Genomic DNA, 13,337 nt, shown 5'->3' with positions numbered 1-13,337 from the left:
TAATAGTGAAAAATTTCAAGTTCTCAATGGAGAATGTGTTTAAATATCGTGAAAATGTTGAAGAACAAAAAAAGAAGAATTAGCAAAAGCAATTAATCTAGAGTACCAGGAAGAAGAAGAATTAGACAAGCTATATGCAAAAAGACACAAGGCCTTACAAGGGAATATTAAGAATATTAATTTAATGAGACAACAACAAGCTTATTTAGAGGCAATCGATAATTCTATTCAAAACCAACAGTTACGCGTCCAAAAGGCAAAGGAAGTTGTAAATGAAAAAAGGGCTAATCTAAATGAGGCAGCAGTAGATCGCAAAATAATGCAAGATTTTAAAGAAAAATGCATTCAAAAATATCGCCAAGAATTTTTAAAAGAAGAACAAAAGCTATTTGATGAACTAGGTGTTATCGGATTTAATAGCAAGGCAAATTAGTTTAATATCTTTTGAAAGGAGGTGAACCAGTGCGAATAGCAGCGATACTACCTAGACCTGAGCCTGTTAAAGGAACAAGAAATACTGAAAAAGCTGAGAATCTAGATAACCAGGGAACACAAGAAAGTAAAAAGAATAAAGCTGAGGAAATGCCTTTTGGAGAAGTAATGCAGCAAATGATTAAGAAAGGTCGGGACGAAAGTGATCCTGATTCAGAATCCACTCAAGTAGAATTAGGTAAAACAAAATTCGGAACGCATTCCCCTAATTTAAATCTAAAATCGAAAGATATATCGCAAGATTGGCAAGCTTTGCTCAGTAAGATAGAACAAAAAAATCAGCAAAATAATCTTAAAACAGAAACTCTAGAAAAACTAGCTTCAGAATCTCAAGTACTAACTAAAAAAGCGAAAAGTAGTGAGCTAACACTACAAAATGCACTTGCTGAGGCAGGTAAAAAGGAAAATATCCCGAGTAATCAGGTGAAAAACGCTGGAAAATCAGTCCCAGATGCGGATACTCTTAAACAAAAATCCGGAGAAGTATCTACGGTACTGACAAGCGTATCAAGTAAAATGACCATAAAAGAAAGTGATAAAGAAAGTCAGTTAGAGGCAAAAGAAAAGCAAGTTGCAGGGGATAAAGTTTTAACTACCGAAACAGATAAAACTAAAAATAGTAAAAAAGATTTTAATTTCAAAGAAGAATTACAAAATTTCGAAAAATCCAAATCAGGTGAAAGTAATAAAGATAAAACTACACTTAGTGCAGAAAAAATCTCATTAGAACGTAATGAATTTAATTTAAAGCTTTCTGAAACAGCTAAAAATAATATGTCTAAAGTACTTCCAGAGCAAACTTTAGAACAAATTGTGGATAAATTTAAAGTTATGATTGAGGGTAAACAAAAAACTTTAGAAGTTCATTTAAGACCAGAGTCCCTAGGTAAGGTTAAAATTGAACTACAGTCTCTCGAAGGAATAGTAACAGCCAAAATAATAGCTGAAAATAGTCGAACGGCAAGTTTGTTAGGCACAAACATTCAGCAGATTAAGGAAAATTTAGAAAGCCAAGGAATAAAGGTGCAAAATTTTGGCGTGAATGTTGGTAGTGAAGGGCAAGGACGATTTACAGGTCAAGAAAATCAAAGTAACAACAGAAGACCTTCAGCTCAAACAAATTATTTAGGCATCGAATCTGAGCTTGTAACTAATCCAGAAGTTAGTCCGGATAGTACTAATACTAGACTTGATATTTTGGCCTAAGGAGGAAAAAATGACTACTATAAATAGTAACCTATTTAATACAATTATGCCTCAGAACAAAAGTAAAACTGAAAATAATGCTAAAACTGAAGCAAAAACTAATAACACCGAAGATGTTTTTACAGGTCCTAATCAAAATTTAGGAAAAGATGAATTTTTGAAATTATTAGCAACGCAATTAAAGTATCAAGATCCTTCAAGCCCAATGGATAATAAAGACTTTATTGCTCAATTAGCTCAATTTAGTTCTTTAGAACAAATGCAAAATATGTCTGGTGAAGTATCAGATTTAAAAGGCTTATTAGAAAACTACATGGGCTATCAGATTAATGTAAGTGGTGCAATGGGAATAGCACAATCTGCTAATTTAATAGGCAAAAATATAACTGCAAACATAGAGGATAAAGAAGTAAAAGGAATAGTAAAATCCATCAAAGTTAAAGATACAATTGTTTATGCAGTTGTAGATGATCAAGAAATACCCATGCATACGATTTCAAAAATCGGTTAACTATGGGGAGTGATAAAAATGGTTAATAAAATTAATCTTCACTATCAAGTAACACCTGTACCAGTTAAGAAAATAACTGAACCTCATAAAATAAACAAGGATACAACGGTAAATTTCAAAGATTTATTAAACAAAGAAATAGTAGACAAAAGACTTAGTTTTAGCAGTCATTGTATAAAAAGATTAGAACAAAATAATATTAACTTATCAAATATACAAATTGACAAATTAACAAAGGCAATTGATAAAGCTGAATCTAAAGGGGCTAAAGAATCTTTAATGTTGTTAGATGATTTAGCATTAGTGGTAAGTATAAAAAATAGAACTGTGATTACTGCTGTTGATAGCGAGCGAATGAAAGATAATGTCTTTACGAACATTGATAGTGCAGTAATAATCTAGGCTGGACCTTTGCAGGAAGCCTATTGTCTACTGACTGATTGAGGTAGACTTAAGAATTAAAATTTGTGGGGGTAGATTAATTATGATGCGTTCTCTATATTCTGGAGTTTCTGGTTTAAGGACACACCAAGAAAAAATGGATGTTGTCGGTAATAATATTGCAAACGTTAATACAATAGGTTTTAAAAAGAGTAATATAACTTTTCAAGATACATTAAGTCAAACTTTAAAGGATGCTGGTAAGCCTCGTGGAAATCGTGGGGGTACTGACCCTAGTCAAATTGGCTTAGGAGTAATGGTGGGAGCGATTAATACTGTTTTCACGCAAGGAGCACCAGCGACAACGGGCAATGCTACAGACCTTGCCATTCAAGGAGAAGGTTTATTCATGCTAAAAGGCGATGATAATGAAACTTATTACACTAGAGCTGGAGCATTTAAGTTTGATAAAGAAGGAACCCTAGTTAATTCCTCTAATGGAATGAAGGTTTTAGACAGCAAGAAAAATGAGATTAAAATTACAAATATGGAAGACGTTAAAAATGTTAGTATTGCACCTAATGGGGAAATTAGCTTTCTCCGTGGTGATAATATAGAAACATTAACCAATCCTGTAGGAATTGCTAAATGTGTAAACCCTGCGGGGTTACTAAAAGCAGGAGAAAACTTATATCTTCAAAGTAATAATTCAGGTAATGTTACAGAAGGGGCTCCTGGTGAAAAAGGCAGAGGTACTCTTCTACCTAATGCCTTAGAAATGTCCAATGTCGATATCGCGCAAGAATTTACGGATATGATTATCACGCAAAGGGGTTTCCAAGCAAACTCTAAAACAATTAAAACTGCTGATGAAATTTTGCAAGAATTAGTTAATATTAAAAGGTAATTTTAAATAAGAGTAAATGCCTAAAGTTTATACAGGGCATTTACTCCTTATAAATCAAATGCTTAAAATTTTTGTCAGGCAAAAAAAGAGGTGACAATTTTGAAAAAGGACTTTTTGACCCCCATTGGGATATTTCTAGGCTTAACCTTGGTTTTTTTATCCATAAGCTTAGGTAGTAGTATCAAAACTTTTGTGGATATAGCTTCTATTATGATTACTGTTGGGGGATCCTTTTGTGGTTTATTGGTTAATTATCAGTGGAATCAAATAGTGGGCGTTATTAAAACTACTAAAAAAGTACTTTCAACCGAGGTTATGGATGTTAGGGATATTATTACAATTTTAGTGGATTTAGCACGAAAGGCAAGAAGAGAAGGAATTTTAGGGCTTGAAGATGATATGGGATTAATTAATGATGGATTCTTTCAAAAAGGTTTACGTTTAACTGTTGATGCTGTTGAGCCAGAGCAAATTAAGATAATTTTAGAAACAGATATGCAGGCTACAGCAATGAGACATGAAGTCAGTCAAGGGGTTTTTAGATCTTGGGGTGAACTAGCTCCTGCCTTTGGTATGATAGGTACTTTAATTGGTTTAATCCAGATGCTAGCAAAGCTAGACGATCCAAGTAGTATAGGCCCTGCTATGTCAGTAGCTTTACTTACTACATTTTATGGGGTTTTATTGGCAAATCTTATTTTAAATCCAATTGCCGGAAAGCTAGAACTCTTAAGTGATCAAGAAATGATGAGAAGACAAATGATGTTAGAAGGTATTTTAGCTATCCAATCCGGAATAAATCCAAGAATTTTAGAAGAACGTTTATTATCTTTTGTAGGAACACCACCAACTACAATAAATCAAGAGGGGCTTGAATCTGATGTTGCCTTATAAAAAAAAGAAAAAGAGTAGTGGTTCACCTGCTTGGATGACTACTTTTTCCGATTTAACAACTTTATTACTAGTATTTTTTGTCTTAATGTATTCTTTTTCTGTGATAGATGTGCAAAAGTTTAAACGCTTTGTGGCATCTTTTCAAGGAGTTGGAATTTTAGATAGTGGAGCCGAGCCCCTTGATAAAGATAGGGATCATGATTATGATGTCCCCTCTAATTCTGAAAATACCTTAGATGATATGAGTAAACTTCAGCCTTTAGATAATCTGTATCAGTCTGTACAAAAGTATATACAAGAAAATAATTTGGAATCAGAAATATCGGTACGTTTTATGGATAAAGGAGTATATTTAGAAATAAAAGATAAAATATTTTTTGAGTCAGGTAAGGCAGATATAAAGCCTGAATCACGCAAATTATTAAGTGATTTATCGGGTCTTTTTAAGGATATTCCTAATATGATTAGTGTGGAAGGCCATACTGATATTAGACCAATAAGAAGTAGTGTTTTTCCAAGTAACTGGGAGCTATCAACGGCTAGAGCTGTGAGTGTTGTTAGATATCTAAGTGAGCAAACAGGGCTAAATCCAGCTAGATTTAATGCAGCTGGTTATGGCGAATATCAACCCGTAGTACCAAATGATTCACCGCAAAACATGGCAAAAAATAGACGCGTAGTTATTGTAATTAATACTGCAAATACTTATTCCGGAAAGGAAGTTGAGATAAATGCCGCAAGAAGAGAATAATGCTAAGGTCCCAGCACCTAAAAAAAAGAAAAAACTTGGATCTTTGTGATATTTTTATTACCCCTAATGTTATTAGGAGCATCTTATGGTTATTTTTATGGAATTAAGGGAGATGACCAAGCAGCTGCTGTAGATATAAAGGATATAAAGCAGTACCCAATGGATAGTTTCACTGCAAATTTAGCTGATATGGGTCAAACTCGTTATATTAGAACATCTATTACTTTAGAGTATTTAGATAAAAAGGCAGCAGAAGAACTAGATATTAAAAAGCATAGATTAAATGATATTATCATTACTTCATTACGTGAAAAAACTGTAAGTGATCTTGATTCACCCGAAAAAACACAAAAACTAAAAAATGAATTATTAAGTAAAATAAATTCGGAATTAACAAAAGGTAAATTAACTGGTTTATATTTTAATGAATTCATTATCCAGTAAAGGAGGATTTTATGACTTTTAGCAATTTAACACAAGAACAAATCGAAGAAATGTTAAATTTGAATAGAGATAGTTCATCTCCCAAAATAAAAAAGGCACAATTTTCTCCTTTTGAGTCTCACAATACTACTAGTGAAGTAACAAATATAAACTTTTTAGATAATATCGAAGTAGAGGTACAGGCGGTTCTGGGCACGGCAAGTCAAACTCTACGAGAAATTTTAGAGTTAAATGTTGACTCCATAATATCCTTAGACAAATTAGCCGGGGATAAAGTAGATGTCTACATTAATGATGAGTGGTTAGGCTTAGGCGAGGTACTAGTATTAAATAATCAATTTGGCATTAGAATTAGTTTATTAAGTCAAGAAGAACAGCAATCCCTTAAGCAGGAGTGACAATATGGTAGATAATTTTTGGGGAGCTATTATTAGATTAGTTATTGCCTTACCTTTAGTTTCATTACTAGCCTATTTTTTAATTAAATATGGACTAAGTAAAAAGTACTTACAATTAGGAGATAAATATATCAAGGTTATAGAGCAAACTTCGATTAATCCTAAGGCATCTTTAAATGTAGTGAAAATTGGAGAAAAGTACTTTTTACTAACAGCTACTGAACAACAGGTAAATGTATTGCAGGAAATTAATGATTATCAGGAAAAAGAAAGACCTGAAAATGAATATCTTAAGGTATTAGCGAAAAAATTTAGCAGGGAAAGTGAGCAAAATGAATAAAAAAGTTATTTTAATATCCTTAATATTTTTAACTGTCCTTTTTTCTCAAGAGGTTTTAGCTGCTCCCTTGCCAGGCATAGACTTACAAGTTAATCCAACAGATAATCCAACTGAAGTAGTGGATTCACTGAAGCTTTTAACGATACTGACTATTATAACTTTAGCACCTGCTTTAATAATGATGATGACTTCATTTACACGTATTGTAATTGTGCTTAGTTTTGTCAGAAATGCACTTGCTACGCAGCAATCCCCACCAAATCAGGTATTAATCGGACTTGCTTTGTTCTTAACCTTTTTTACGATGGCACCAGTGTACCAAGATATAAAGGTTAATGCTTTAGATCCATATGTAGCAGGTTCTCTATCACAAGAAGATGCTCTTACAAGGGCAAGTGAACCACTGAAAAATTTTATGATGAAACAAACGAGGGAAAAAGATTTAGCACTCTTTGTGAAAATGTCAAAAACACCAAAGCCAAAGACTAAGGAAGATGTATCCCTAACAGTACTTGTACCTGCGTTTATTATTAGTGAGTTAAAAACTGCCTTTCAAATGGGTTTTTTAATTTATATACCCTTTTTGGTAATAGATATGGTTGTGGCTAGTACGCTGATGTCCATGGGTATGGTTATGGTTCCACCAATTATGATTTCACTTCCTTTTAAATTATTATTATTTGTTATTACTGATGGATGGTTTTTAGTCGTTAAATCTTTATTAGAAAGTTTTGGGTAATTAAAAGGGGATGTATAAATGAGTCAAGAAATGATAATCTCTTTAGCTAGAGATGCCTTATCATTAGTATTATTACTTTCAGCCCCTGCATTAGGGGTAGGTCTACTGGTTGGTTTAGCTATTAGTATTTTACAGGCAACAACGCAAATTCAAGAACAAACTCTTACTTTTGTTCCTAAAATAATAGCGGTTTTTTTAGCGATTTTAATTTTTGGTAAATGGATGCTTACTATCCTAGTTAGTTATGCCGCAAATATTTTTGGTAATTTAAGTAACCTAGTTCATTAGGAGGGATAGTTTGCCTGACGCTCAAAGTTTTCAATTAGGGTTTTTAATTTTAGCGCGAATTACAGCTTTCATGGTTGTAGCACCTTTTTTTTCTATTAGATATGCTTCCAATGTTGTTAAGGTTGGTTTAGCAGGACTTATTACTATTTTATTACTTCCTTTAGTGCAAAATATGCAAACTACGGTTTCCTATGAGTTGGTATTATACTTATTTTATATTATTAAAGAAGTAGTTATTGGTTTAATTTTAGGATATGTTAGTTCATTGACTTTTACCGCAATAAGGGTAGCTGGGCAAATAATCGATATTCAAATGGGATTTGCAATGGCAAGTGTTTTAGATCCACAAAGCCAGTCCCAGATTACTTTGGTAGGTCAATTTTTATATACATTAGCTATTATGATTTTTTTATCATTAGATGGTCATCACAGTTTATTAATGGCAATCTTTCATAGTTATGAAATTATTCCTATTGGGGAAATAATTTTGTCGAAAAATGTACCAGCCGCTATTTTAAGTATATTCGTGGGAATGTTTGCTATATCCTTTAAAATAGCAGCTCCGATAATGACTGTTTTATTAATTGCAGATATCGCTTTAGCCTTACTTGCTAGAACTGTTCCACAACTTAATGTTTTTATTTTAGGATTCCCGATTAAGGCAGGACTTGGAGTTATCTCTTTGATGCTCATGTTACCTATCACGGTGGTTATAATAGGTAATATTTTAAGCCAAATGGAAAAAGATTTAATTTTAGTTATGGAGCAATTAATGCGATGAGTGAACAAAAACTTTATCTTAATTTACAACTATTTGCAGAATCGGGAGAAAAAACAGAAGACGCTACTCCTAAGAAAAAACAAGATAGTAGGAAAAAAGGTCAAATAGCAAAAAGCCAAGACTTTAATGCTGCTCTTGTTTTAATAGCTCTAGTTAGTTCTCTATATGGGGGAAGAGGCTATTTTGGAGGAAAGATTCAAAATTTCATGAAATTTGTTTTTGCTCATGAAATAAAAATGCCTTTAACTGATGATTATATCTTTAATTTATTTGGGGTAGTTTTACAATTCTTTTTAACTTTAATGGCGCCAATTTTTATTGTAGCGATGGTTTTTGGTTTTTTAGTTAATGTTGTCCAGGTGGGTTTTTTATTTTCACCCGAAATTATCAAGCCAAAGTTTAGCAAATTAAATCCGGTGGAAGGGTTTAAAAAGATTTTTTCCAAAAAGTCCTTAGTAGAATTAGTTAAGTCTTTATTAAAAGTATCAGTGGTAAGTTTTGTAGTTTTCTTAATGGTAAAAAAAGATTTTAAAAAACTATTTTTCCTAAGTGACATGGATGTAGCTGGAATCGGCTCTTATCTTGCTGGTTTAATTTATAAAATTTGCCTCGGTGCAGGACTTATTTTTGTGTTTATTGCAATTTTGGATTTTACTTTTCAAAAATGGGAACACAAGCAAAATATAAAAATGACTAAACATGAAGTAAAGCAAGAAATGAAACAAAGTGAGGGTGATCCTCAACTTAAATCTAAATTACGAGAAAAACAGCGGCAATTAGCAATGGGACGGATGATGGAAAGTATTCCAGAAGCGACAGTAGTAGTTACTAATCCAACTCACTTTGCAGTAGCCTTAAAATATGAAGATGATATGGGTGCTCCTAAAGTAGTAGCTAAAGGAACAGGACATATTGCTTTAAAAATAAAAGAACGAGCTAAAGAATATAATATTCCAATTATTGAAAATAAACCGGTAGCTCAAACTTTATATAAAAATGTAGAAGTAGATGATTTTATTCCAATCGAATTGTATCAAGCTGTAGCTGAAATTATAGCGTCTATTTATAAATTAGGAAAAAGATAAAGGGGGTCATTAAATGGAAACATCTAAAGCTAATATATCAGAAATATTACGAAAATTAACTGCACATAATGATTTATTAGTTGCTGCATTGGTTATTGCGATAATAATGATGATTATCATTCCCTTACCCCCTGGGATGCTTGATGTATTATTAACTTTAAATCTGACAATAGGGTTAATTGTACTTCTTACGACACTTTTTATTACCCAGCCCTTACAGTTTTCTGTGTTTCCCTCATTATTATTAGTGACAACACTATTTCGTTTAGCCTTAAATATATCTTCAACAAGATTAATTTTAATTGATGCTAATGCAGGATCTGTAATTGATGCCTTTGGGTCATTTGTGGTTAGTGGAAATTATGTAGTAGGTATGATTATTTTTATAATTATTACTATTATTCAATTTGTCGTTATCACAAATGGTGCGGGAAGGGTAGCAGAGGTTGCCGCGCGTTTTACTTTAGATGCAATGCCAGGAAAACAAATGAGTATTGATGCTGACCTTAATGCAGGTTTAATAAGTGAACAAGATGCCAAAGAAAGAAGAAAAACTATTCAAAGAGAAGCTGACTTTTTTGGGGCAATGGATGGTGCTAGTAAGTTTGTTAAGGGAGATGCAATAGCAGGAATCATTATTACTATTATAAATATTATTGGTGGTTTAATTATCGGAATGTGGCAACTCCAAATGCCAGCTATGGAAGCACTACAAACTTTTACGATTCTTTCTGTGGGTGATGGTTTAGTTTCACAGATGCCTGCGCTTTTAATTTCGACAGCTACAGGTATTCTAGTAACAAGATCAGGCTCTGGAAATAGTTTTGGGATAGATTTTACTGAGCAATTAAGCTCTTTTCCAAAGGTAATTGCTCTAGCAGCGGGAATTATGCTGATTTTAGGTCTTATCCCAGGATTACCATTTCCACCTTTTATGATTTTAGCTTTAGGAGCAGGATATACAGCATATGCTTTAAATAAAGAAGAAAAGAAAAAAGAAGAATTAGAAATAGAAGAAAAAATAGCTCCAAGCAGTTCAAGAGAACCAGAAAATGTTCTTAATTTCTTTAAAGTAGATCCTTTAGAATTAGAAATTGGCTATAATTTAATACCTCTAACAGATTCTGACCAAGGTGGAGATCTCTTAGAGCGTCTTGCAGCTGTAAGGAGACAATGTGCTCAAGAATTAGGTATATATGTAAAGCCAATTAGAATTAGGGATAATTTACAGTTGTTTGCAAACTCATATCAATTTAAAATTAGAGGAGTAGAAATAGCTAGTGGAGAAATTATGCCTGATCAATTTTTAGCGATGAATCCCGATGATTCAGAAGCTACTATTGAAGGAATTAAAACTACTGAGCCTACCTTTGGCCTTCCTGCCTGGTGGGTAACCGAAGAAAATAAAGAAAAAATAGAACTTGAAGGATTTACTGTAGTAGATGCAGCGACTGTGCTAATTACGCATCTTACAGAATTTATTAAGGTGCATGCTAGTGAATTATTATCAAAACAAGATACTAAAGAATTAATTGAAATAGTTAAGGAAAATAATGAAGCATTGGTAACAGAACTCGTACCAGATCAAATTACGGTAGGTGAAATTCAAAAAGTACTCGAAAACCTTTTAAAAGAAAGGATTTCGATCAAGGATATGGAAGCAATATTAGAAGCTATTTCTGATGCAGTAAGGCTCTCTAAAGATATAGATTATTTAACAGAGTCTAGTAGGGAAAAACTAGCGAGAAATATTAGCAATCAATATTCTAGTGATGGGAAAATGATTGTTGTGACCTTAGAACCTGTCTTAGAAAGAGAATTAGCAGGGTCTATTCAAAATACACCTAAAGGAAGTTATTCCGCTATTTCACCCGAGTTAACACAGCATATCTTTAATCAATTAAGTGAATTTAAAGAACAATTTGCTCTTCTAGGATTACCCCCTGTGATAGTAACATCAGCAGGAATTAGATTACCTTTTAGGAGATTAATTGATAGGTATTTGCCAGAATTAGCAGTGCTGAGTATTAATGAGTTAACAACGGAATTAGAAGTTGAAGCTATAGGTATGGTGAAGCTAAATGAAGATTAAGCGTTATATTGTCAAGGATATGAAAGAAGCTTTAATGACTATTAAAGAAGACCTAAGCCCCAATGCTGTAATTGTTAGTAGTCAAAAGGTGCGTGAAAAGGGCTTTAAAGGATATTTTCTGCCGAAAAAATTAGAAGTAACGGCAGCTGTTGATGAAGAGGATATTGAGGAAACTAAAGAAATAAAGAAGAATGAAGAAATTTTTACCCCTGAAGAAATTAAGCGCTTGAAAAGTCTTTTAAGTCCAGATAAGACAGAAATAAATACTGATCTAAATACTGATGTAAACTCAGAAATAAACCCAGAAATTAACTCAGATATAAATACAGAAAAAGAAAATGTCTCTAAAGAAAATGTTCCTAAAGATGATAATTCTAATTTAGAACATTTAAGAAAAAACCTCCTAGATCTAGAGATAAAGCCAGATATAGTAGATGTAATCTTAAATAATTATCAAAAAAGTGCTTTTAATAAGGATAATATTGATGTAGAAGCATTAACTAATAGTATATCTAAAATTTTAAAGCCAGTAACAAAAGAAAATCAAAAATCAAATATTCTAGCTTTTGTAGGCCCCCCGGGGGTCGGTAAAACTACTACCTTAGCAAAATTAGGTGCACATTTTTCTTTAATCAATAATGTAAGCATTAGCTTAATTACAATAGATACATATCGCATAGGGGCAGTGCAACAACTTGAAACCTATGGAGAAATTATGAATGTATCTGTAGATGTTGTAATGAATCAAGAACAATTAAAAGAAGCCGTTGAAAAAAATAAATCTAAGGATATTATCCTGATTGATACAGCGGGTAGACCTTCTAAAAACATTTCGAAAATTTTAGAACTTAAAACATATCTTGAGGCACTTGATTCCGTAGAGATTTATTTAGTTTTAAGTTCAGTTACGAAAGATAGAGATTTACTTCGTATGTTAGATGACTATAAATGTTTAAATTATACAAAACTTGTTTTTACCAAAACCGACGAAACACAGTATCTAGGTTCTGTAATTAATGCGGCGTATATAACTGATTTACCTATTGCCTATATAACTAATGGTCAAAATGTACCTGATGATATAGATGTAGGAGAACCAGAATCAATAGCAAAATTAATATTAGAAGGTGTATCCTTATGATAAAAGATCAGGCAGAAGAATTAAGAAAATTATTTGTATTAAATAAAGGCCAACAAGAAAAGAAAAAGAACAATGAGCCTAAAAACATGAGGATAATTACAGTTGCCAGTGGTAAAGGAGGAGTAGGAAAAACTAGTGTTGTTTCTAATCTTGCTCTTTCTTTAACTAAGCTGGGTAATAAAGTATTGATTATGGATGCAGACTTAGGTATGGCTAATATAGATATTATGTTTGGACTTTTTCCAAAGCATTCACTTTATGATGTTATTAAAGGGAAAAAAAGCTTAAAAGAGATTGCAGTTACAACAGCTGAAGGGATAACTATTATCCCCGGTGGATCTGGTATAAATGAATTAGTTAATTTAGAAAGCGAGCAAAGAGATAATATTTTAAATGAATTAGCAGAATTTTCGCTTGAAATGGATTATTTATTTATTGATTGTGGAGCGGGAGTTTCTAAAAATATTTTAGGATTTATTTCAGCTGCAGATGATGTTTTAATTGTTATTACGCCTGAGCCTACATCGATTACAGACGCGTATGCTTTAATTAAAATATTATCTCAGTTTAATTTACATAAAGAAGTTTCTGTAATTGTAAATAGAGTTACTAGTATTAAAGAAGCAGATGATACTATAGCAAGAATAGAAAATGTTGCTGATAAGTTTTTAAATATAGATATTAAGAAAATTGGTTTTATTAATCAAGATGATAATGTAGTAAAATCAATTAAAGAACAAAGACCTTTTGTCTTATCATATCCAAGAAGTAAGGCAGCTAAAGATATGAATTATATTGCAGAGAACTTTTTAAGAGGAAATGATAGACCTCCTCAAGGAACAGAAAAGTTTATTAAAAAGTTAATAAATATATTTAGATAAGGGTGT

The 13,337-nt window shown here is 32.4% G+C and carries 16 protein-coding genes and 1 pseudogene; all 17 read left to right on the top strand.

The window, feature by feature from the left end:
- Positions 1-82 precede the first annotated feature (82 nt).
- Positions 83-433, top strand: a pseudogene (locus B8965_RS01890) (flagellar export protein FliJ); the annotation flags it as partial.
- A gap of 29 nt (positions 434-462) precedes the next feature.
- On the top strand, positions 463-1,698 hold the full coding sequence (locus tag B8965_RS01885) for a flagellar hook-length control protein FliK (protein ID WP_084052177.1): 1,236 nt from the start codon (positions 463-465) through the stop codon (positions 1,696-1,698).
- A gap of 10 nt (positions 1,699-1,708) precedes the next feature.
- On the top strand, positions 1,709-2,209 hold the full coding sequence (locus tag B8965_RS01880; RefSeq protein WP_084052176.1) for a flagellar hook capping FlgD N-terminal domain-containing protein: 501 nt from the start codon (positions 1,709-1,711) through the stop codon (positions 2,207-2,209).
- 18 nt (positions 2,210-2,227) lie between these two features.
- Positions 2,228-2,611 (top strand): TIGR02530 family flagellar biosynthesis protein, encoded by a 384-nt coding sequence (locus B8965_RS01875; protein ID WP_084052175.1) that lies wholly within the window; start codon positions 2,228-2,230, stop codon positions 2,609-2,611.
- A gap of 82 nt (positions 2,612-2,693) precedes the next feature.
- Positions 2,694-3,497: a flagellar hook-basal body complex protein gene (locus B8965_RS01870; protein WP_084052174.1), complete on the top strand. Its 804-nt coding sequence runs from the start codon at positions 2,694-2,696 to the stop codon at positions 3,495-3,497.
- Between the two features lie 99 nt (positions 3,498-3,596).
- On the top strand, positions 3,597-4,391 hold the full coding sequence (locus B8965_RS01865; protein WP_084052173.1) for a motility protein A: 795 nt from the start codon (positions 3,597-3,599) through the stop codon (positions 4,389-4,391).
- Positions 4,378-5,142 carry an OmpA family protein gene (locus tag B8965_RS01860; protein ID WP_084052172.1) on the top strand — a complete coding sequence of 255 codons (765 nt, stop codon included), beginning with the start codon at positions 4,378-4,380 and terminating at the stop codon, positions 5,140-5,142. Before B8965_RS01865 ends, B8965_RS01860 begins: the two co-directional genes overlap by 14 nt.
- 66 nt (positions 5,143-5,208) lie before the next feature.
- Entirely contained in the window at positions 5,209-5,586 is a 378-nt protein-coding gene (locus B8965_RS01855; RefSeq protein WP_143334194.1) for a flagellar basal body-associated FliL family protein, read from the top strand.
- A gap of 11 nt (positions 5,587-5,597) precedes the next feature.
- Positions 5,598-5,984 carry a FliM/FliN family flagellar motor switch protein gene (locus tag B8965_RS01850; protein ID WP_084052170.1) on the top strand — a complete coding sequence of 129 codons (387 nt, stop codon included), beginning with the start codon at positions 5,598-5,600 and terminating at the stop codon, positions 5,982-5,984.
- A 4-nt stretch (positions 5,985-5,988) separates the two neighbouring features.
- Positions 5,989-6,324: a flagellar biosynthetic protein FliO gene (fliO, locus tag B8965_RS01845; RefSeq protein WP_084052169.1), complete on the top strand. Its 336-nt coding sequence runs from the start codon at positions 5,989-5,991 to the stop codon at positions 6,322-6,324.
- On the top strand, positions 6,317-7,063 hold the full coding sequence (gene fliP / locus B8965_RS01840) for a flagellar type III secretion system pore protein FliP (RefSeq protein WP_084052168.1): 747 nt from the start codon (positions 6,317-6,319) through the stop codon (positions 7,061-7,063). Before fliO ends, fliP begins: the two co-directional genes overlap by 8 nt.
- 18 nt (positions 7,064-7,081) lie before the next feature.
- A complete protein-coding gene (fliQ, locus tag B8965_RS01835; RefSeq protein ID WP_084052167.1) occupies positions 7,082-7,351 on the top strand; it encodes a flagellar biosynthesis protein FliQ in 270 nt (89 codons plus the stop codon).
- 10 nt (positions 7,352-7,361) lie between these two features.
- Complete coding sequence (gene fliR / locus B8965_RS01830; RefSeq protein ID WP_159446242.1) at positions 7,362-8,132, top strand: flagellar biosynthetic protein FliR; 771 nt, start codon at positions 7,362-7,364, stop codon at positions 8,130-8,132.
- Positions 8,129-9,217: a flagellar biosynthesis protein FlhB gene (gene flhB / locus B8965_RS01825; RefSeq protein ID WP_084052165.1), complete on the top strand. Its 1,089-nt coding sequence runs from the start codon at positions 8,129-8,131 to the stop codon at positions 9,215-9,217. Before fliR ends, flhB begins: the two co-directional genes overlap by 4 nt.
- Before the next feature lie 13 nt (positions 9,218-9,230).
- Complete coding sequence (gene flhA, locus B8965_RS01820; RefSeq protein ID WP_084052164.1) at positions 9,231-11,309, top strand: flagellar biosynthesis protein FlhA; 2,079 nt, start codon at positions 9,231-9,233, stop codon at positions 11,307-11,309.
- Positions 11,299-12,450 carry a flagellar biosynthesis GTPase FlhF gene (flhF, locus tag B8965_RS01815; protein WP_084052163.1) on the top strand — a complete coding sequence of 384 codons (1,152 nt, stop codon included), beginning with the start codon at positions 11,299-11,301 and terminating at the stop codon, positions 12,448-12,450. Before flhA ends, flhF begins: the two co-directional genes overlap by 11 nt.
- Complete coding sequence (locus B8965_RS01810) at positions 12,447-13,331, top strand: MinD/ParA family protein (RefSeq protein WP_084052162.1); 885 nt, start codon at positions 12,447-12,449, stop codon at positions 13,329-13,331. The genes flhF and B8965_RS01810 overlap by 4 nt, the downstream gene beginning before the upstream one ends.
- Positions 13,332-13,337: the final 6 nt, after the last annotated feature.

Origin of the sequence: Desulfonispora thiosulfatigenes DSM 11270, from assembly GCF_900176035.1 — a bacterium.
GTDB lineage: Bacteria > Bacillota > Peptococcia > Peptococcales > Desulfonisporaceae > Desulfonispora > Desulfonispora thiosulfatigenes.
This window is presented reverse-complemented; position numbering and strand designations above follow the sequence as displayed.

What these genes read in the sequence shown, in the direction of transcription:
- B8965_RS01810 (WP_084052162.1), top strand. Translation starts at nt 12,447, where the DNA reads ATGATAAAAGATCAGGCAGAAGAATTAAGAAAATTATTTGTATTAAAT.
- B8965_RS01855 (WP_143334194.1), top strand. Translation starts at nt 5,209, where the DNA reads ATGTTATTAGGAGCATCTTATGGTTATTTTTATGGAATTAAGGGAGAT.
- fliP (WP_084052168.1), top strand. Translation starts at nt 6,317, where the DNA reads ATGAATAAAAAAGTTATTTTAATATCCTTAATATTTTTAACTGTCCTT.
- fliO (WP_084052169.1), top strand. Translation starts at nt 5,989, where the DNA reads ATGGTAGATAATTTTTGGGGAGCTATTATTAGATTAGTTATTGCCTTA.
- fliQ (WP_084052167.1), top strand. Translation starts at nt 7,082, where the DNA reads ATGAGTCAAGAAATGATAATCTCTTTAGCTAGAGATGCCTTATCATTA.
- flhF (WP_084052163.1), top strand. Translation starts at nt 11,299, where the DNA reads ATGAAGATTAAGCGTTATATTGTCAAGGATATGAAAGAAGCTTTAATG.
- B8965_RS01875 (WP_084052175.1), top strand. Translation starts at nt 2,228, where the DNA reads ATGGTTAATAAAATTAATCTTCACTATCAAGTAACACCTGTACCAGTT.
- flhA (WP_084052164.1), top strand. Translation starts at nt 9,231, where the DNA reads ATGGAAACATCTAAAGCTAATATATCAGAAATATTACGAAAATTAACT.
- flhB (WP_084052165.1), top strand. Translation starts at nt 8,129, where the DNA reads ATGAGTGAACAAAAACTTTATCTTAATTTACAACTATTTGCAGAATCG.
- B8965_RS01880 (WP_084052176.1), top strand. Translation starts at nt 1,709, where the DNA reads ATGACTACTATAAATAGTAACCTATTTAATACAATTATGCCTCAGAAC.
- B8965_RS01850 (WP_084052170.1), top strand. Translation starts at nt 5,598, where the DNA reads ATGACTTTTAGCAATTTAACACAAGAACAAATCGAAGAAATGTTAAAT.
- B8965_RS01860 (WP_084052172.1), top strand. Translation starts at nt 4,378, where the DNA reads ATGTTGCCTTATAAAAAAAAGAAAAAGAGTAGTGGTTCACCTGCTTGG.
- B8965_RS01870 (WP_084052174.1), top strand. Translation starts at nt 2,694, where the DNA reads ATGATGCGTTCTCTATATTCTGGAGTTTCTGGTTTAAGGACACACCAA.